Raw genomic sequence first — 21,131 nt, 5'->3', positions numbered from 1 at the left:
TAAAAATTTAATTACTTATAACTTCTAGGACCTAAAAAATTAGCCGTACAAGTTTCAATAAGCGTATCATTGGCATAAACACCAATTTTAATTTTATTTCTATCGCCACTTAAAGCAGCGTTATTAATTTCAATAAATAGCGTACCTTCAGCAATACCTTGTTTTGGTACTGTAAACACATTAGTGGTTGATACTAATTTTAAATCACCTTTATGCGATAATAACTTAAGCGAAACATTATTAATAGCTTTGGTGGTTTTATTAACCAATTTATAGGTAAAAACATTGCTAATAATGTTGTTATCTTTATGTTCGTAAAGTTGCCCTGGTAGCCTTAATACATTGGCTTCAACCTCGTTTCTTAAAAACAGCATGCCTGTTAAAATGCCAATTAAAATGGAGAGTACCGCAACATAGCCTTTCATTCTGGCAGTTAGCTTAAACGGTTTGTTGGTTTTAATGTTTTCTTCGCTTGCGTATCTTATCAACCCTTTTGGTAAATTAATGCTTTCCATAATATGGTCGCACTCATCAATACAAGCGGTACAGTTAACACATTCTAATTGTGTGCCGTTTCTAATATCAATTCCTGTTGGGCACACGTTTACGCACTGTAAACAATCAATACAATCACCGTGGCCTAAAGCATTTCTATCTTCGTTTTTTCTAAATTTTTTTCTGCCGTTAGAGCCTTCACCACGTTTATAATCATAAGCAACCACCACAGATTTTGTGTCTAAAAGCACACCTTGTAATCTTCCGTAAGGGCATGCAATAACACAAACCTGCTCTCTAAACCAAGCAAAAATAAAGTAAAAAACGGCCGTGAAAATAGTTAATGGAATAAGTGTGCTCACGTGGCTAAAAGGGCCATCGCTTATATATTGTAAAAGTTTATCACTACCAATTAAATACGCTAAAAATATATTTGCAATTAAAAATGAAATGATTAAAAAAATGAAAAATTTAAGTCCTTTTTTTCTTATTTTTTCGGCATTCCAAGGTTGTTTATTTAGGCGTATTTGTTTGCCTCTGTCACCTTCAATCCAATATTCAATACGCCTAAAAACCATTTCCATAAAAATGGTTTGCGGACAAATCCAACCGCAAAAAATTCTACCAAAAGCCACTGTAAATAGCGTAATAAATACAACGCCAATTATCATTGAAATAACAAACAAGTGAAAATCTTGTGGCCAAAACGGAAAGCCAAAAATGTTAAAACGACGTTCTAAAACATTAAAAAGCAAAAACTGGTTACCGTTTATTTTAATAAAAGGTGCTGCAAATAAAAAAGCCAGCAAACCGTAGCTTACAAGTTTTCTTTTATCATAGTATTTGCCGCTTGGTTTTTTAGGGTACACCCAAGCACGCTTACCTTCGGTGGTAATTGTGCTAATAGAATCTCTAAATATTTCGTTTTCGGGTGTTTCCAATTTTTAAATTTTTGTAAACCTGCAAGTATGGTTACTTGCAGGTTTTAGTTAACATTAGTTAGTTTATGTAATAATGTTAGTTTTCAATATTTGTGTTTTCTTCAACCCATACATCGCCTTCGGCAGGTTTAGGGTTGGCGGGTGTTGTACCTTGTAAACTTAAAACGTAGCTGGCAACTTGTGCTATTTGCGATGGTTTTAATTGAGCTTTCCAAGCAATCATACCTTTGCCAGAGCGTCCACCTTCAGAAATTGTTTTAAAAACATTTTTAATGCCGCCACCTAAAATCCAGTGTGCATCGGTTAAATTAGGGCCAATGCCTCCGCCGCCATCTACCATGTGACAAGCCACACAGTTGGTATTGAATACTTCTTTACCAGCGTTTAAATCTGATGCATCGGTTAATAAAGTCACAGTATTAATATCAACTAAATCTTTAGCTGTTTTTTTGTATTCTTCAATGGCTATTTTAGCTTGCGCTAGTTCAGTTTCAAGTTCATCAATTTGCCCTGGACCATCAAACATGTGAAATCTTACTAAATAAATAGCGGCAAATACAATAGAAATATAAAAGCCATAGAGCCACCAAGGCGGTAGGTTGTTATCAAGCTCTCTAATACCATCATAATTATGGTCTAAAACTATTTCGCCTTCTTGTTCAATAGGTTTTTGGTCTAGTAATTTGTTGTAAATTTTCTTAAACCATGTAAATTGAACTGTTTTTTCTTTATCGGCTAGAAAACGTGCTTTGGCAGCTTCGTCCATTTTTTGAAGCATTACATTTTCTAAGGCACCAACTATAGCTTCAATAGCAATTAAAATTAAAAGCACTAAAAATAGAAACAGTAATACTACCGGGAATTTTATAAATGCAGGTTTCTCGCCAGAGTCAATAAAAAATTCTACAACACCAAAGATGATGAAGAATACAACGGGTACTCTTACCCAAGATGGCATTAATTTTCTCATGATATTTTGTTGTTATTTTGGTTGTCTAAGGGTAAGTTGCTAACGGTTTTTATATAGTCTTTTTTTGCGGTTACAACCCACCAAAAAAGTGCTACAAAAAAAATGAAAAATATAAGTAAAGAGATTATTGGGTATATTTCTATACCTGTAATGCTCTCCATATGATTTTTTACAAATTTTAACATAGTATTCTGTGTTTTGTTATTGTTTGTTGGTTTTTTCTAATAACCAACAGGTTAGTACTATTAGCTATTTTTGTGCTGTTTCAACATTAATATCTGTTCCTAAGCGTTGTAAATAGGCAATAAGTGCTACAATTTCTCTGTTATGCATTTCAACAAAATCTTCGCCGTTTTCAGCTGCATATTTTTTATTGGCTTCATAGTTTTTAGCAAAATCGGGATCAGAATATAAATTTTCTTCTATTTGTTTACCTTGTTCTAGCATACTTTGTTGTGCGTTGGTAATATCTTCATCTGTATATGGTACGCCTAAAGCAATCATGGTTTTCATTTTAGCTTCAGTATCAGATTTATCTAGTGTACTTGAAGACCCTGTAATTAACCATGGGTAACGCGGCATAATGGAACCAGATGAGGTGCTTTGTGGGTCATACATGTGGTTAAAGTGCCAGTTGTCAGAGTATTTACCGCCAATACGGTGTAAATCTGGTCCGGTACGTTTACTTCCCCATAAAAACGGATGATCATACACAAATTCTCCTGCTTTACTGTATTCGCCATAGCGTTCAACTTCACTTCTAAACGGACGAATCATTTGTGAGTGACAACCCACACAACCTTCGCGTATATAAATATCTCTTCCTTCTAACTCTAAAGGTGTATAAGGTTTTACACTTGCAATAGTTGGTATGTTAGATTTTACCATTATGGTTGGCACAATTTGAATAATTCCACCAATTAAAATAGCTACAGTTGCTAAAATGGTTAATTGTATTGGTCTGCGTTCTAACCACGTATGGAAACCTTCGCCAGCAGTACGTCTTTTTGTAACACGCTCAAGCGCAGGAGCCTCGGCTAACTCATCTTCAACTTTACTTCCTTTTTTAATGGTAACAGCAATATTGTATACCAAAATTAGTAAGCCAATAACGTACATACTGCCGCCAATGGCACGCATCCAGTACATTGGTATAATTTCGGTAACTGTTTCTAAAAAGTTACCATAAACTAAGGTGCCATCTGGATTAAATTGTTTCCACATACTAGCTTGGGTAAAACCAGCAACATACATGGGTAATGCATACATTATAATACCTAAAGTACCTAACCAAAAGTGTAGGTTAGCTAATGCTAAAGAGTGTAATTTGGTTTTAAATAAACGTGGTATTAAATAGTAAATAATACCAAAAGCCATAAAACCATTCCAAGCTAAAGCACCAACGTGTACGTGGGCAATAATCCAGTCTGTAAAGTGGGCAATGGCATTTACGTTTTTAAGAGATAAAGTAGGGCCTTCAAACGTTGCCATACCGTAACCAGTAATAGCTACTACCATAAATTTTAAAACAGGATCTGTTCTAACTTTATCCCAAGCACCACGCAGTGTAAGTAAACCATTTATCATACCACCCCAAGATGGCATTAAAAGCATTACTGAAAATGTAACCCCTAAATTTTGGGCCCATTCTGGTAAAGCAGTGTATAGCAAGTGGTGAGGGCCAGCCCAAATGTAAATAAATATTAAAGACCAAAAGTGAACAATAGAAAGCCTATATGAATAAACAGGCCTGTTAGCAGCTTTGGGTACAAAATAGTACATTAAACCTAAAAACGGCGTAGTTAAAAAGAAAGCTACCGCATTATGCCCGTACCACCATTGTACTAAGGCATCTTGCACGCCAGCGTAAACCGAGTAACTTTTCATACTTGAAAAAGCAACAGGAAGCTCTAAACTATTAAAAATATGCAGCACAGCAACCGTAACAAATGTGGCAATGTAAAACCAAATAGCTACATATAAATGGCGTTGTCTACGCTTTAAAATAGTCCAAATCATATTCACACCAAAAACCACCCAAACAAGGGCAATGGCAATATCAATTGGCCACTCTAACTCGGCGTATTCTTTTGATGTGCTGTAACCTAAAGGTAATGATATAGCGGCTGCTAAAATAATAAGTTGCCAACCCCAAAAGTTAATGTTGCTTAACAAATCACTAGCCATACGGGTTTTAAGTAAACGTTGTAATGAGTAGTAAATACCTGCAAACATGGCGTTACCCACAAAGGCAAAAATTACAGCATTAGTGTGTAGTGGCCTTAAGCGCCCAAAACTAAGCCATGAAATACCATCGGTTAGGTTTGGAAACAAAAACATAAATGCCAGTAGTAAACCAACTAGCATACCTACAACACCAAAAGCTATGGTGGCATAAATAAACTTTGTAACTATTTTGTTATCGTAATGAAATTGTTGCAGTTCCATATTTAATTCTTAATCTTTTTTTTGGTTAGTACAGTTTTCTTCAATGTTTTTTTTAATAAGTTCATCTTCAAAAAGCATGCGTACAGAAGGTGTGTAACTATCATCATACTGTCCGCTTTTAACGGCTAAAATGAAAGCTATAAAAAAACCAACAGCTACAATTACGCTTATAGCTAATAAAACATATATAACACTCATACCTATTTGAAGTTATGGGTCAAAAGTACTTTCAACCTTTATTTTATAAAATGACATTTGTCATGTTTCTTGCAGTATCTTTTTTTTTTGGCGTTTCCCTATCGGGTCGGGCTTTTCGTTATATCTTTTTTGCGTGTTTAAGCAACCTGTAAGTAAATAACCTTACGCTGTTGTTGCGTCTCAAAATAGCAGAGTATTTGTAAAAGCAAAAAAGGATGCCACTTCAATCCCTAACGCAATAATTTGCCAAAATTAGCACTGTTTCTATTGCAATTTCTTACCAATAATATTTGTACAAATGGTTGTAAAAACCACAATGCTAATAGAACTTAAGGGCATTAAAATAGCAGCAACAACGGGTGCTAATTGCCCTGTAACCGCAAAGTAAAGCCCAATAAAGTTATATATAAAAGAAAGCACAAAACTCCATTTAATAATACTAATGGCCGATTTTGCAATTTTTAAATAATTTGATAACTGATTGAATTTTGAAGCATCTAAAATAGCATCGCATGCAGGCGAAAAAATGTTCACATTTTCTGAAATTGCAATACCAACATTACTTTGTGCCAGCGCCCCAGCATCATTTAAACCATCACCAATCATTAAAACATTGGCGCCTTCACTTTGGTGGTATTTAATATATTCTAGTTTATCTTCGGGTTTTTGGTTAAATAGTAACTTGGTTTTAGATGGTAATAGCTTTTTTAAATTATCTTTTTCACCTGCATTATCACCCGATAAAATAGCTAAATCATACTCTTTTTTCAGCTTGTTAAAAAGTTTAGACATCCCTTTTCTATACGCATTGTAAAAAGTGAATTTACCTTTGTAAATATTATTGGTGCTTATATGTACTGCTGTGTTTAAGGCGTTATTTTTTTGGGGTTGCAAACCTACAAAATTAGCAGCACCAACTTTTATAGATTGGGTTTTGTAGTGCGCCTCAATACCTTTGCCGGTGTATTCTTTATAATCATCTAAAGTTAAAATGTTTTCATTGTTTAATATATCATATAAAGAACGACTTAAAGGGTGGTTTGAGCCGCGTAAAGTACTTTTAAGTAAATTTTCTTCATCAGCAGTAAGTGTATCGCCTTCATAAGTAATAGTGGTGCTTTTATTTGAAGTTATAGTACCTGTTTTATCAAAAATAACGGTGTTAATTTTAGCTAGTTGCTCTATAACACTGGCGTTTTTTAGGTAAAATTTCTTTTTACCTAAAATGCGTAAAATGTTACCAAAAGTAAATGGCGCAGATAAAGCAATGGCGCATGGGCATGCAATTATTAAAACAGCTGTAAATACATTTATAGCTTTGCTAGCATCAAAAAAAAGCCAATAGCTTGTAGCTACCATGGCAATACATAAAATAGCAATAGTGAAATTTTTACTTATGCTGTTGGTAAGGGTAGTAAAAGCAGATTCTTTGTCTTTTTTAAACACATCATTACTCCATAATTGGGTTAAGTAACTTTGTTCAACAGATTTTAAAACATCAACTTCTATAGTGCCGTTAAGTTGTTTTCCGCCGGCAAATAATTTGTCGCCCGATGCTTTGGTTACCGCCTTAGATTCTCCAGTTACAAAACTATAATCAATGCGTGCTTTTCCTTTAATTAAAATACAGTCCACCGGTATTAGTTCTTCATTTCTAATAAGTAATCGGTCGCCTTTTTTAATATCATACACCTGAATAGAAGTTTCATTTCCTTCAGCAGTAATTTTTGTTATTCCTATGGGGAAATACGATTTATAATCACGTTCAAACGATAAAAATGTATAGGTTTTTTGCTGAAAAAATTTACCAACAAGCAAGAAGAAAATAAGGCCAGTTAAACTATCAAAAAAACCAGAGCCAATATCTAAAATAATTTCGGCACTACTTCTAATAAATAATACAGCGGCGCCAAGGGCAATGGGTACATCAATATTTAAAATTTTTGAGCGTAAGCCTTTGTATGCTGATATAAAATAATCTTGCGCCGAATAAAAAACTACAGGTAAACTATAGCAAAACATAAGCCAACGGAACAGGTGTTTGTACTGTTCTAGCCAGTATTCGCCAACTTCAAAATACTCAGGAAACGATAAAAACATAACGTTGCCAAATGCAAACCCCGCTACGCCTAATTTGTAAATTAAAGAACGGTTGGTTTTCTTTTTTCCAACACTGTAATCTTCTAAACTAATATAGGGTTCATAACCAATACTGCTTAGTAAAATTACCAGTTCTTTAAGGTTGGTTTTTTGTGGATTGAATGAAATCCGTACCGTTTTTTTACCAAAATTTACCGTTGATGTGCTTACGGCTTTGTTTAGTTTATTTAAGTTTTCTAAAATCCAAATACAAGAACTGCAATGTATATGCGGAATGTAAAGGTTTACAATATGCACATCATCACTGTTAAACTCTAAAAGTTTTTCTGTTATTTTAGGGTTTTCTAAAAAGTTGTATTTACCAGCTACTTCTTTGGGTGTTGCGCCAGGAGCCGCTTGCAAATCGTAATAACACGTTAAATCGTTTACTGTAAAAATTTCGTAAACCGTTTTACAGCCATTGCAACAAAAGGGTTTGTTATCAAAAGTTATATTTGCTTTTGTAGCATCTAATCCACAGTGGAAACACGTTTTATGTTCCATAATTTTTGCTCATTTTACCTTTTGCAAAATTGAGCAGATGCTTAAAATTAAAATATGATTTCTGTCATGAATTATATATTTTTACCTTTTACAGTTTTATGTAACCAACTAATGTTTTAATGATTTTTCAAAACGATACAAATGTTTTTAATGTGCTTTTTGAAGCTGTTTCAGAAGGCGTAATTGTAGTAGATAAAACACAGCATATTGTGGCAGCAAACAAATCTGCCGAAAGTATGTTTGGCTATAACCACAAAGAATTAATTAATAAACATTTAGATACGTTAATACCCAAAAAGTACAAAGCAGGCCATAGTGCGCATGTTGAAGGGTTTATGAAAAAACAAAAAAAGCGCCAAATGGGGCAGGGGCGAGATTTGTATGGCGCTTGTAAAAACGGCACAACGTTTCCGGTTGAAGCAGGTTTAAACCCGTTGCACATTAATGGCGAAGATTACATAATGGCGCTGGTTATTGATATTTCTGTTAGAAAAAAACAAGAGCAAGAATTACAAGCGTTAAATAATAAATTAGAGCAAAAAGTAGCCGAAAGAACAGCACAGTTAAGTGCCACAGTTACAGAACTTAAAATTGCCAACCAAAAACGAGATGTTGAAATACAAAAACGTATTGAGGCTCAAAATAAAATAAGTAATGCGCTTAAAAAAGAAAAAGAACTTAATGAGTTGAAAACTAAGTTTTTGTCATTAGTGTCGCATGAGTTTAAAACACCATTAAGTGGCATTTTAACATCGGCTATGTTGTTAAGTAAATATAAATTAACAGAGCAGCAGGAAAGGCGAGATAAACACATAAAAACTATTACAGATAAAGTACATTATTTAAACAATATTTTAAATGATTTTTTATCTATTGAAAAGCTAGAAACCGGTAAAGTATCATACAAATGTGTAAACTTTATGCTTACAAAAGTGGTTGATGAGGTTGTATATAATGCTAATATGCTTTTAAAAGAAGGACAAACTATTAAATACCCTGAAAATATTGATGGTTTATCACTACATCAAGATGAGAAAATAGTAGAATTAGCTTTGAGTAATTTGGTGCATAATGCTATTAAATATTCGCCAGAGCACTCAGAAATTATCTTACAAATACAACAAGATGATAGTACTACAACATTTACTGTAACAGACAACGGTATTGGCATACCAGAAAAAGACCAAAAACAAATTTTTAATCGTTACTTTAGGTCTGAAAACGCATTGTTAATTCAAGGCACCGGCATAGGCTTAAATATTGTAAAAAGCCATTTAAACAATTTAGGCGGCACTATAAATTTTATAAGTACAGAAAACAAAGGAAGCACATTCACCATAAAATTACCAAATAAAGCTAATTAATGAAACACATACTTTTAATAGAAGACGATGTAATTTTAAGAGAAAACACAGCCGAATTATTAGAGCTATCAAACTACAACGTAACCACAGCACCAAATGGTAAAATAGGCTTAAACACGGCATTAAATATACAGCCAGATATTATTGTATGTGATATTATGATGCCCGAATTAGATGGTTACGGTGTGTTGCAAGGGTTATCAAAAACAGAAGAAACCAAACACATTCCGTTTATATTTTTATCAGCTAAAACTGAACGAAAAGATGTGCGAAAGGGTATGGATTTAGGTGCCGATGATTACATAACAAAACCCTTTGAAGAAGATGAGCTAATTAGCGCCATTGAAAGTAGGCTAGCCAAAGCAGCTATTTTAAAAGATAACAGAGAAAATGCTGTAAATAGTGATGATGATGACCAAAGCATTAGAAATTTAAACGATTTAAAAAACTTTTTTGATGATAATGGTAAAACCTTCACCTTTAAACAAGGCGAAATAATTTATGAAGAAGGACAGCATTCAAACTACATTTATTTAATAGAAAAAGGCTTAGTAAAATGCCATAAATTAGATGATCAAGGAAAAGATTTAACCACAGCATTACACAAAGAAGATGATTTGTTTGGTTACACCTCTTTTACAGATAATACTACTTATAAAGAAACAGCTGCAGCCATTAAAGAATCTGTTTTACTTGGTATTGCAAAAAATGAATTTATGGAAATTATTAGTAGCAACCATAATGTTACTTTAGATTTAATTCAGCTTTTAAATGACGATTTAGTAAATGTAAAAGATCAATTATTAGAAATGGCTTACAGTTCTGTTAAAAAGAGAACAGCTACTACTATTTTAAAATTTGCCGATAAATTAGGCAGTAAACCAACCGATTTTATTAGAATTTCTAGAAACGATTTAGCCAGTGTAGCCGGTGTTGCAACCGAAAGTTTAATTAGAACATTGTCGCGTTTTAAAGATGCTGGTATTATTGAAATTGAAGGCCGCAATATTAAAGTATTAAACCTACAAGAGCTAAAAAAAATAGAATAACCAGTTTTAGCCAGCTTAAATTCTGATATTGGTCATATTTCAATTTTAGCCTTAGCACTATCTTTGTCCTTGTAAATTAAGGAAGAAGAAGCAATGGCTAATATTTTAATACCAACAGATTTTTCTGATAATGCTTGGAATGCAGTTGAGTATGCGGTTCATTTTTTTAAAAAATCAACCTGCAACTTTTACGTGTTACATGTTTGCCATGGGCCTAATGCAAAGGCGTCTTTTAATGAGCAGGAAACATGCAAAAAGCAATTACAATTACTTTTAAGTAAAATTAAAAAGCAACTACCAGACAGCTCAAAACATAAGTTTTTTAGTGTTATTGATGCTGGTTATTTGGTAAGCTCAGTACGTAAACAAGTTGAGCAAAATCAAATAGATTTTATAGTAATGGGTACCAGAGGAAGTTCTGGTATTAAAAATACACCCATTGGTAGCAATGCATCAAACGTAATTACCAAGGTTAGGTGTGCCACTATTGTGGTACCAGAAAATGCAAAATATTCACAATTAACAGAAATAGCGTTTCCAACAGATTTTCTCTCGGTGTATTCTTCAAAAACATTAGATGCTATTACAGGAATTATAGAGTCTAACAAAGCATCGGCAAGGGTTTTACACATTAAAAATGAAACTACAGTTTTAAACGAAGACCAAAAACGAAATAAAGAATTATTAGATGCTTATTTAGGAACCAATGAACATAGTTTTCATTTCTTATCAAACAATCACATAGAAAATCAGGTGCAAGACTTTGTTGAAAAACAGCAAATTAACCTAATAACTATGCTTGCCAAAAACTTAAGCTATTTTGAAAAAATCTTGTTTCATCCAAAAATGCCAAAAATAAAATATTACACAGATATTCCTTTCTTGGTATTACACTAAAAAACGTCAGGTAGTTTATTAAAACAACGTATTATGGGCAAATGTGAACAATGTATCATCAAACAATTTAATTCGCTTAAATCATTAACAAAAAGTGAGTTAATTAGAATTTCAGCATGCAAAACTTCAAAAACAGTAAAAAAAGGCGATGTTATTTTTGAAGAAGGCGATATGCTAAATGGCGTATATTGTATACGCGATGGTATTTGTAAACTCACCAAGTTAAGCGAAAACGGCAAAGATCAAATAGTAAAAATGGTGGTGCAAGGTGATTTGCTTGGGCAACGTTCTGTAGTAAGTGAAGAACGCTCTAACCTAAAAGCCATAGCTTTAAATGATATGCAACTATGTTTTATTCCTAAAAGAGAAATTCTAGCCGATTTACAAAAAAATCCAAAATTTACTTTAGATGTTTTAAAAAATATGGCTAATGATTTAAAGGAAGCCGATGAAGTTATAGTAAATATGGCACAAAAATCGGTAAAACAGCGTTTAGCTGAAACACTAATATACATTCATGATAGTTTTGGCGAAAACCATGATGGTACTCTCAGCGTACTTTTATCTCGCGAAGATTATGCTAATATTGTTGGTACTGCAACAGAATCTGCCATACGTGTATTATCTCAATTTAAAAAAGAAGGTTTAATTTCAACTAAAGGCAAATACATTAAAATTGAAAACATTGAAGGTTTAAAGCGTATTGAATAGCTCACAATAATAAAATTGTGTTAAACTATAGATAAATATAATATCACCCTGTAAAAGGTTACATCAAAATGTAGTATTTTTATAGGGCTATGAAACACACTAAAACCGTAAAAAAGGGCTTTGTATTTAAAACATATGAAGCACCATACCAATCGCCTTTTGATAAGCTTTTTGAAATATTTAAAGAGTTAATAACACATACTTCTGGTGATTTTGATGAGGCCATAGATTGGTTAAGAGAGCTAGATAAAGAATACAAACTTACCACACCAGATTATACTGTTGATGATTTTATTGAAGACCTCAAGAAAAAAGGCTATTTAAAAGAAGAAATAGACCCTAACGGCAATGGTAGTTTAGCAATAACTGCAAAAACCGAACGCGCCATTAGGCAACAAGCCTTAAACCAAATTTTTGGTAAAATTAAACGCAGTGGCCAAGGCAATCACAAAAGTAAAGCACCAGGAATTGGAGATGAACACACCGGAGATTTTAGAGCCTATCAATTTGGTGATGCTTTAGATAAAGTTTCTGTAACAGAAAGCTTAAAAAACGCGCAAATAAATCATGGTATTTCAGATTTTACCCTTTCGGAAAACGATTTGGTTGTTGAAGACACCTTGCATAAATCTCAAATGAGTACCGTACTCATGATTGATATTAGCCACAGCATGATTTTATATGGCGAAGACCGCATAACACCCGCCAAAAAAGTAGCCATGGCCTTGGCAGAATTAATAACTACCAGATACCCTAAAGATACTCTAGACATTTTAGTGTTTGGTAATGATGCGTGGCAAATAGAAATTAAAGATTTACCTTATTTAAAAGTTGGCCCATATCATACCAATACCGTTGCTGGTTTAGAATTAGCAATGGATTTATTAAGAAGAAAACGAAATACCAATAAACAAATTTTTATGATTACCGATGGTAAACCAAGCTGCTTACGCTTGCCAGATGGTCAATATTATAAAAACAGTATGGGGTTAGATGAGCATATTGTAAACAAATGTTATATGATGGCGCAGCAAGCCAGAAAGCTTCACATCCCAATAACAACATTCATGATTGCTCAAGACAATTACCTCATGCAATTTGTGCGTGAGTTTACTTATGCAAACCAAGGAAAAGCATTTTACACAGGCCTTAAAGGTTTAGGTGAAATGATTTTTGAAGATTATGAAACCAACAGAAAAAAAAGAATAAAAGGCTAATTAATTAAACGTTAATAGCAAAAGCTAAAGAAATGGAAAATATTAAAACATTAGGAGCACTAAAAAAAACAGGATACCAACCTAAATCAATAAAAGATGAACTTCGAGATAATTTAATCGAAAAAATAAAAAATAAAGAAACGGCATTTACAGGCGTTCACGGTTATGAAAATACCGTAATTCCAGAGTTAGAGCGTGCCATTTTATCACGTCATAATATCAACCTATTAGGGTTGCGTGGGCAAGCAAAAACACGTTTAGCACGTTTAATGCTCAATCTTTTAGATGAATATATACCGGTAGTTGAAGGTTCTGAAATTAATGACGACCCTTTAAACCCAATTTCAAGATACGCCATTGAATTAATTAAAGAAAAAGCAGATGATACTCCAATTACATGGTTACACAGAAGTGCACGTTTTGCAGAAAAATTAGCCACACCTGATGTAACTGTGGCCGATATTATTGGCGATGTAGACCCCATTAAAGCGGCTAATTTAAAATTAAGTTATGCCGATGATCGTGTTATTCACTATGGCATGATTCCAAGAGCCAACCGTTGCATTTTTGTAATCAATGAGTTGCCAGATTTACAAGCCAGAATTCAAGTAGCGTTGTTCAATATTTTACAAGAAGGTGATATCCAAATTAGAGGTTTTAAAGTGCGTTTGCCTTTAGATGTTCAATTTTTATTTACAGCAAACCCAGAAGATTATACCAACAGAGGTAGTATTGTAACACCTTTAAAAGATAGAATTGGTTCACAAATTTTAACACATTATCCGCAAGATATTAAAACAGCACGCACCATTACAGCACAAGAAGCTAATTTGGTTGAAAGCCAAAAAAATAATGTGTATGTGCCCGAATTAGCCAAAGATTTATTAGAACAAATAGTGTTTGAGGCCCGAAATAGCGAGTACATTGATGCCAAATCTGGTGTAAGTGCACGCTTAAGTATTACCGCTTTTGAAAACCTATTAAGCACTGCCGAAAGACGCGCTTTATTAGCTAATGATGAAAACACAATGCTTAGATTAACCGATTTTTTAGGCGTTATTCCATCTATTACAGGCAAAGTAGAGTTGGTGTATGAAGGCGAGCAAGAAGGAGCTGCAGTGGTTGCTTACAGTTTAATAGGTGCTGCTGTAAAAAGTTTATATGAAACAATGTTTCCGCCTATTGAGAAGTTGAAAAAGCAAAACGAAGAAACACCTTATGATGATATTGTGTCTTGGTTTTTTAACCAAACCGAAGGTTTTGAGTTATTAGACGATTTAAGAAATAAAGAATACCAAAGCATTTTAGATGCCGTGTCTCCTTTAAACGATTTGTTGGCTAAATACACACCCAATTTAAAACCAGAAGACACGTACTTTATGAAAGAATTTGTGCTTTGGGCGCTTGCCGAAAATAAACAGCTTAGCAAAAAACGTTTCTCAAAAGGCTTACAGTTTAAAGATCCTTACGGAAGTTTTATTAGCGGTATTTAATATTGTTAAATCAGCAACAAAATACTACATAGTTTCACATATCAGCAATCATAAAACTATCAGTTTAGCACATTCTGAAAATGTATTAAAACAGTCCTTTTTTGCTTGTTTTTGTGTGTTTTTAGCCTTAATTTAATCAAAAATCAGGTAAAAACGCATAAAAATTAAAATTTTTCTATGAGCGAAAAAGGCATTAAAAATCAAGATAACATAAAGTTGTTGTCCTTTGATATTGATAATACTTTAATAGATTTTCATACCTATAAAAGTAGTTTTAAAAATGTTTGGAAAAAGCATAAGCCCGAAAGTATTCTTTTAACATACAACACTGGGCGTTTAATTGATGATGTTTTAAACCTAATAGAAAAAGGCGTTTTACCAGAACCAGATTACATAATATCTGGTGTTGGTACACATATTTTCGATTTTAAAAATAATGCTGTTCTAAAAGAATTTAATGATGTTTTAGATGATGGGTGGGATTTGCAATCTGTTGAAACTATTATAAATAATATAAATCATCCAATAAGTGAGCAGCCTTCAAGGTTTCAGCATGCTTACAAACGCAGCTATTTTTTTCATAACGCATCAGCAAATTTAATAGAAAATATAGAGGCCCAATTTTACAGTGCAGATATGCATGTAAACGTGGTGTATTCACAAGAAAAATATTTAGATATTCTTCCAAAATTTGCCAATAAAGGTAACGCACTACAATGGTTGCTTAAAAAGTTAAATATTAGCACAGTTGAAACTGTTGTGGCGGGCGATAGCGGAAATGATTCGGCCATGTTCGATTTAAAAAATGTGAAAGGTATTGTGGTTTCAAATGCCCATGAAGAACTTTACAAATACACAAAGCACAAACAAGTATACCACACAGAACAAGAAAAAAGTAATGGTGTTATTGAAGGGTTGATATATTTTGAAGTCCTTCCAGAAGAAGCAAAAGTAGCTACAACCATTGATCATAGCGATGATTTTTTTATAAAAAAAGAGTTAGATAGTATTGCTTCAGAAGATGAAGATGAAAAAGTAGCACTAATTAAAGAAGGTTATGTAAAAGCGGTTGAAGCCTTGAAAAAAAATATTACACCCTTAGGTTTTTCTGCCTGTTCAATAGAAGATAACGTAGCGCATGGTACCGATGAAAATTATTACAGTGTGTGGGCCAGAGATGGTGCTATTACAGTAATAGGCTCTTTACCATTAATTCATGATAAAGAAATACACCAATGCCAAAGGCAAACATTATTAACACTTTTTGAGCATATTTCAAGAAATGGGCAAATACCTTCAAATGTACGCATAAAAGACAACGTGCCAGATTATTCTGGTGTTGGTGGCATATGCTCAATAGATAGCGGTATTTGGGTAATAATTGCTTTTTATGAATATGTAAACGTAACTAAAGATATTGTTTTTCTGCGCGAACATATTGATGGAATTAAAGAAACCATGCGTTGGTTAAGTGCGCATGATAGTAATAATGATGCACTTTTAGAAATTCCTGAAGCAGGTGATTGGACAGACCTTTTTGGTAGAAGCTACAATATTTTATACGATGAAATTTTATGGTATAGAGCCAATGTTTGCTACGGGCGTATGCATGAAATGTTAGGTGATCATGAGCAAGCAGGCGAATATATTCGTTGGTCTCAAGTTATTAAAAAAGAAATTGTACAAAACTTTTGGCCATCAACGCAGCAACAATTATTTCAATCTGTTTCTTTTGCCGAAAAACAATTCACACTAGGTGATACTTCCTATTTAATTGCACAAACCACACCTTTTGATTTTAGTTGGCGTTGTGATGTTTTAGGAAATGTTTTAGCCTTTTTACATGGTACTATTGATGCTGAAAAAGCACATCAAACGTTTAAATTTATGTTAGGTGTTGGTGTTAATGACCCATATCCTGTAGCCAATGTATACCCGGTGGTAAGCCCAGGCGACCCTGATTGGAGACCATACTACACGGTTAATTTATTAAACCTTCCAAACCATTATCACAATGGGGGTATATGGCCATTTGTAGGCGGTTTTTGGGTGAAGTTTGTTAATAAATTAGGATTAAAAGACGTAGCAATTTCAGAATTATACAAACTAGCCTTAATAAATAAAGAAGGTATAAATAACGAATGGGAATTTACAGAGTGGGCACACGGAACCACAGGAAAACCAATGGGTAAAGCATACCAAGCATGGTCTGCCGCACAATATATATCGGCTTGCCATGATTTAAAATTAATTAAAAAATAAAACTACAGAATTATGAAATCAATTTTAATGATCTCTTTACACGGATACGTATCAGCAACACCAGAACTTGGAAAACCTGATACAGGCGGACAAGTAGTTTATGTGCTTGAATTAGCTGATAGATTTAGCCGTTTAGGCAGAAATGTAGATTTAGTTACACGCCAATTTGAAGACCAACCAGAATATGATCATGTAGATGATAACTTTAGCGTATGGCGTATTCCATTTGGTGGTAAAGAATTCATTAGGAAAGAAGATATGCATGACCACCTAAAAAAGTTTGTAACTAATACCTTGGCGGCCATAAAAAAAGAACGCAAAAAATATGATATAGTATATTCTCATTACTGGGATGCAGGTTGGGCAGGACAAAAAATAGCCGAAGAATTAGGTATTTCGCACGTGCATACACCGCATTCTTTAGGGTGGTGGAAACAACACACTATGGGAAGCGATATGGACGAAAAAGAAATGGAGAAAACCTATCGTTTTAAAGAGCGTATAAGAAAAGAATATTTTGTATACCAAATGTGTAACCATATTGTAGCAACAACACTTCCGCAGGTAGATTTATTAACGCAACAATATGATGTGTTACCTAGAAATTGTACTATGATTCCTCCAGGAATTGATGAAAATAGATTTTTTCCGGTGCCAACCAAAGAGAACGATAAAATAAGGGTGAAGTATGATATTAATCCAACTGATATTTTAGCCTTAGGAAGAATGGCACATAACAAAGGTTATGATTTGTTAATTAAAGCATTACCTACTGTTTTTGAACTTTGCCCGGAAGCACGATTGGTGGCAGCTGTTGGTGGAGATTCTACACAAGATAAATTAGGTATTAAAAAGCTGAAAACATTGGCTGCAGAGTTAGGCGTAACAGATAAAATTAAATGGAAAAATTATATAGCCGATGAAGATTTAGCCAATGTATATCGTTCTGCAAATATATTTGCAATGCCATCGCGTTACGAGCCATTTGGTATGGTAGCTATTGAAGCTATGGCTTGTGGTACACCAAGTGTAGTAACAGTTCATGGTGGTTTGTATGATTTAATTGATTTTGGAAATCAAGCACTTTTTGCAGATCCGCATAGGCCAATAGAATTTGGTGCAATGCTTTCAATGCCTTTATTGTACCCAAATTTAAGAAACGAATTATCTGTTGAAGGTGCCCGTTTTGCAAGAAGAAATTTTGGTTGGACTGGTATTGCTAAACGCATGTTACAAGTGTTTAGAAATTCAATAAACCAACAAACCATGGAAACAAACATTTATTAATTATGTATAAAGTTGTTTGTTTTGGTGAAGTATTATGGGATGTGTTTCCTAACAACACCAAAAAAATTGGCGGAGCACCATTAAATGTAGCACTAAGGTTAGCTTCTTTTAATCATGACGTGAAAATGATTAGTGCTATTGGAAAAGACGATTTAGGTGTTGAACTTTTAAAACACCTAAAAATGCACAAATTAAACACCGATTTAATTCAAGAAAAAAAAGATTTTGGTACAGGTGAAGTAGCCATTTCTTTAGATGCTAATGGAAGCGCAAGTTACACCATAACCTATCCGAAAGCATGGGATAAAATAGTAAAATTAAGCGCCATGACAGATGCTGTTAATTACGCCAATGCTTTTATTTACGGTAGCTTAATTACTAGAGATGACGTGTCTAGAAAAACCTTATTTGAGTTGTTAGACGTATCACCTTATAACGTTTTTGATGTTAATTTACGAGCGCCTCATTACACAAAACGTACGTTAATAACATTAATGGAAAAAGCTAATTTTATAAAATTTAATGATGACGAACTTTTTGAAATTTGTGAACTACTAGGAAGTAATTTTAGTGAGGTGCAGCCTGCAGTAAAGTTTATTTCTAAACAAACAAACACAAAGCATATATGCGTAACATTAGGTGCAAAAGGGGCGCTTTTATTTTATAATAACGAAATTTTTTTTGGTAAAACCTATAAAATAAAGGTTGAAGATACCGTAGGTGCAGGCGATTCTTTTTTAGCATCATTAATTAGTCAATTATTACAAGGTAATGATAAACAAAAAGCACTAGATTTTGCAAGTGCTGTGGGTGCTTTGGTAGCCAGTAAAGAAGGGGCAAACCCCAAAATAAACCTAAGTGAGGTTGAAAAGTTTATGAATGCAAATTAATTAGCGCGTTTTAATATTTGCTTCACAAAGTTTAATAATTTCAGTAATTCTTTTTTGTTGGGTTTCTTGCCGTTTAGCACTATTTAACCAAGATAAATATTGCTTTTGGTAACCTTTGGCAAAGTTTTTATAGTTTTTAAATGCTTCAGGGTTTTTATTAAAAGCTTTTTGAAGTTCATTTGGAATAATACCATTTTCAACAGCATCCATTGCCGTCCAAGTACCGGTTTGTTTTGCTAGCTCAATCATTTTATAACCCGGTTTTTGTATTAAACCAGATTGTTCTAATTCTGCTATGTAGCGCTTGTTAAGCGCACTCCATGTACTTTTAGGGTTACGTTTGCTAAAATATTGACGTCTTTTACCGTTGCCTAAACTTTTTACAGTAGAATCTATCCAACCAAAGCAGAGTGCTACTTTAACAGCTTCTTCCCATCGCATTGTAGGAATGTTCATTTCTAATTTATAAAATATAAGATAAACGGCATCATTGGTGTGGTGGTTTTTTAAAAGCCAATCATACCAATCGGTATCTCGTTCAAAATAAAGCTCGGGTAATGCTTTCAAGAGTTAATTGTTTTTCGCTTCAATATAAAAATTAGAATCTGCTTTAAAATTAGTGATTTTTTTATCGGTTTTCAATGTATTCCAATCGGCTTTTGGATATAGCCATTGTGCTTCATTATTCAATATAACTTTAATAGGCATATCAAAACCGTCAACAATATTAGTGTAACGGTATTTTAAGTTTTTACCATTAATAGTATATTCTAAAGTTGGAATTTTTATAGTTCTTAAATACTGATTAAAAAAAGCGGTTAAATCTATACCTGTTTGTTGACTTAAATAATCTTCAATTTGTTTAGTTGTAACTGTTTGATGATAAAATGTGGTGTTTAAACCAGTTAAAATTTCACGCCATTTCTCATCATTTTCAATTAGTTGGCGTAAGGTGTGTAGCATGTTAGCGCCTTTATAATAAATATCGGCAGAGCCTTCGTGGTTTACATTGTAATTGCCTATCATAGGCCTATCATTAGATACAGCGCGTTTTGTGCCAACAACATATTCTGCGCCTGCTTGCTTACCAAAAAAGTACTCAACGTATAAACTCTCAGAATATGCTGTAAAACTTTCATGTATCCACATATCGGCAATATCTTTATTGGTTATATTGTTTGCAAACCATTCATGGCCGGTTTCGTGAACAATAATAAAATCGAATTTTAAACCCCAACCAGAACCCGATAAATCATTGCCTAAATAGCCATTTTTATATTTATTTCCGTAGGTAACACTGCTTTGGTGTTCCATACCTAAATACGGTACTTCAACAAGTTTGTAACCATCGGCATAAAACGGATATTGCCCAAACCAATGCTCAAAAGCTTCAATGGTTTTTGGTGCTTGTTTAAATTGTTCTTTGGCCTTTTCTAAATTGTCTCTAAGTACATAATAACTCATTTTAAGGTTTCCGCCTTTGCCATCATAAACTTCAGAAAAACTAGCATAATCACCAACATTAATATTAACACCGTAGTTGTTAATAGGGTTTTTTACAAGCCAACGGTATGTTTTTGTATTACCATATTGTTCTTCACTAACAAGTACACCGTTAGATACATTCATTAAATTATCGGGTACATTAACACTAATTTTCATGCCTTCAACTTCATCATACATATGGTCTTTACAAGGCCACCAAACACTTGCGCCTAAGCCTTGGCAAGAAGAGGCTATAAAATGATTTCCGTTGGTGTCTTTTTTCCAAGAAATACCACCATCCCAAGGGGCATTAACTGCTTCTCGCGGGTGGCCTTCATAAAAAACATCAATGGTATTAATAGCGTTAATTTCTTGCGTGTCTATAAGCGTAATAAAGTGCGCATTACCTTCATGTTTTATACTAAGTTCTTTACCGTTTTGTGTTGCTTTTAAAAGTTTCATGGGTGTTTGCAAATCTATTTGCATTACCGTATGTGGTTTTAAAACTTTATAGGTTATGGTGTTTTTACCAGAAATAAATTTTTTTTCGGGGTTTACCTTAATATCTAAATGGTAATACGTTAAATCCCACCAAGCGCGCTCTGGTGTTATGCTGCCACGAAGTGTATCTTGTTTGGTAAAGTGGTGTTTTTCAGTTAGTAATTGTGCTTGTATATTATTTACTGAAATACATATTAAAATGATTATTATGTAAAAATGCTTCATATTTTTAATTTTTCTCAAAAATATTTATTTCTCAATAGGTTTTTGTTAAAGATTG

The 21,131-nt window shown here is 33.5% G+C and carries 17 protein-coding genes; 9 read left to right on the top strand and 8 right to left on the bottom strand.

Annotation, left to right across the window (positions count from 1 at the left end; all coding sequences use genetic code 11):
* Positions 1-11 precede the first annotated feature (11 nt).
* From ccoG to ACXAG4_RS07675, 6 genes are all read right to left on the bottom strand, one after another.
* Positions 12-1,436, bottom strand: a complete 1,425-nt coding sequence (gene ccoG, locus ACXAG4_RS07700; protein ID WP_475295503.1) for a cytochrome c oxidase accessory protein CcoG — start codon at positions 1,434-1,436, stop codon at positions 12-14.
* A gap of 76 nt (positions 1,437-1,512) precedes the next feature.
* On the bottom strand, positions 1,513-2,406 hold the full coding sequence (locus tag ACXAG4_RS07695; protein ID WP_475295502.1) for a cbb3-type cytochrome c oxidase N-terminal domain-containing protein: 894 nt from the start codon (positions 2,404-2,406) through the stop codon (positions 1,513-1,515).
* Positions 2,403-2,591: a CcoQ/FixQ family Cbb3-type cytochrome c oxidase assembly chaperone gene (locus tag ACXAG4_RS07690; RefSeq protein ID WP_475295501.1), complete on the bottom strand. Its 189-nt coding sequence runs from the start codon at positions 2,589-2,591 to the stop codon at positions 2,403-2,405. The genes ACXAG4_RS07695 and ACXAG4_RS07690 overlap by 4 nt, the downstream gene beginning before the upstream one ends.
* Positions 2,592-2,655: 64 nt before the next feature.
* Entirely contained in the window at positions 2,656-4,854 is a 2,199-nt protein-coding gene (gene ccoN / locus ACXAG4_RS07685; RefSeq protein WP_475295500.1) for a cytochrome-c oxidase, cbb3-type subunit I, read from the bottom strand.
* A gap of 9 nt (positions 4,855-4,863) precedes the next feature.
* Positions 4,864-5,052: a cbb3-type cytochrome oxidase assembly protein CcoS gene (gene ccoS / locus ACXAG4_RS07680; RefSeq protein WP_475295499.1), complete on the bottom strand. Its 189-nt coding sequence runs from the start codon at positions 5,050-5,052 to the stop codon at positions 4,864-4,866.
* Positions 5,053-5,316: 264 nt separating this feature from the next.
* The gene (locus tag ACXAG4_RS07675; RefSeq protein ID WP_475295498.1) at positions 5,317-7,695 is read right to left on the bottom strand and encodes a heavy metal translocating P-type ATPase; all 2,379 of its coding nucleotides are present in this window, start codon (positions 7,693-7,695) and stop codon (positions 5,317-5,319) included.
* 119 nt (positions 7,696-7,814) lie between these two features.
* Here ACXAG4_RS07675 and ACXAG4_RS07670 point away from each other — a divergent pair, with 119 nt between their 5' ends.
* The 9 genes from ACXAG4_RS07670 (at position 7,815) to ACXAG4_RS07630 (ending at position 18,865) form a co-directional block, all read left to right on the top strand.
* A complete protein-coding gene (locus tag ACXAG4_RS07670) occupies positions 7,815-9,059 on the top strand; it encodes a PAS domain-containing sensor histidine kinase (RefSeq protein ID WP_475295497.1) in 1,245 nt (414 codons plus the stop codon).
* Positions 9,059-10,108 carry a response regulator gene (locus ACXAG4_RS07665; protein WP_475295496.1) on the top strand — a complete coding sequence of 350 codons (1,050 nt, stop codon included), beginning with the start codon at positions 9,059-9,061 and terminating at the stop codon, positions 10,106-10,108. Before ACXAG4_RS07670 ends, ACXAG4_RS07665 begins: the two co-directional genes overlap by 1 nt.
* Before the next feature lie 93 nt (positions 10,109-10,201).
* Positions 10,202-11,005 carry a universal stress protein gene (locus ACXAG4_RS07660; RefSeq protein ID WP_475295495.1) on the top strand — a complete coding sequence of 268 codons (804 nt, stop codon included), beginning with the start codon at positions 10,202-10,204 and terminating at the stop codon, positions 11,003-11,005.
* Between the two features lie 33 nt (positions 11,006-11,038).
* Entirely contained in the window at positions 11,039-11,716 is a 678-nt protein-coding gene (locus ACXAG4_RS07655) for a Crp/Fnr family transcriptional regulator (RefSeq protein ID WP_475295494.1), read from the top strand.
* A gap of 89 nt (positions 11,717-11,805) precedes the next feature.
* Positions 11,806-12,933: a vWA domain-containing protein gene (locus ACXAG4_RS07650; RefSeq protein ID WP_475295493.1), complete on the top strand. Its 1,128-nt coding sequence runs from the start codon at positions 11,806-11,808 to the stop codon at positions 12,931-12,933.
* A 32-nt stretch (positions 12,934-12,965) separates the two neighbouring features.
* Complete coding sequence (locus tag ACXAG4_RS07645) at positions 12,966-14,426, top strand: MoxR family ATPase (protein ID WP_475295492.1); 1,461 nt, start codon at positions 12,966-12,968, stop codon at positions 14,424-14,426.
* Between the two features lie 177 nt (positions 14,427-14,603).
* Positions 14,604-16,688 carry an HAD-IIB family hydrolase gene (locus ACXAG4_RS07640; RefSeq protein WP_475295491.1) on the top strand — a complete coding sequence of 695 codons (2,085 nt, stop codon included), beginning with the start codon at positions 14,604-14,606 and terminating at the stop codon, positions 16,686-16,688.
* 12 nt (positions 16,689-16,700) lie between these two features.
* Positions 16,701-17,975, top strand: a complete 1,275-nt coding sequence (locus tag ACXAG4_RS07635) for a glycosyltransferase (RefSeq protein ID WP_475295490.1) — start codon at positions 16,701-16,703, stop codon at positions 17,973-17,975.
* 2 nt (positions 17,976-17,977) lie between these two features.
* Entirely contained in the window at positions 17,978-18,865 is an 888-nt protein-coding gene (locus ACXAG4_RS07630; protein ID WP_475295489.1) for a carbohydrate kinase family protein, read from the top strand.
* Here ACXAG4_RS07630 and ACXAG4_RS07625 read toward each other — a convergent pair whose 3' ends face one another.
* Both ACXAG4_RS07625 and ACXAG4_RS07620 read right to left on the bottom strand, forming a co-directional pair.
* Positions 18,866-19,432, bottom strand: coding sequence for a YdeI/OmpD-associated family protein (locus tag ACXAG4_RS07625; protein WP_475295488.1), 567 nt, complete (start codon positions 19,430-19,432; stop codon positions 18,866-18,868). It lies immediately after the preceding gene.
* 3 nt (positions 19,433-19,435) lie between these two features.
* The gene (locus ACXAG4_RS07620; protein ID WP_475295487.1) at positions 19,436-21,076 is read right to left on the bottom strand and encodes a M1 family metallopeptidase; all 1,641 of its coding nucleotides are present in this window, start codon (positions 21,074-21,076) and stop codon (positions 19,436-19,438) included.
* Positions 21,077-21,131 lie beyond the last annotated feature (55 nt).

The organism is Seonamhaeicola sp. ABD4_175 (genome assembly GCF_056160885.1).
This window is presented reverse-complemented; position numbering and strand designations above follow the sequence as displayed.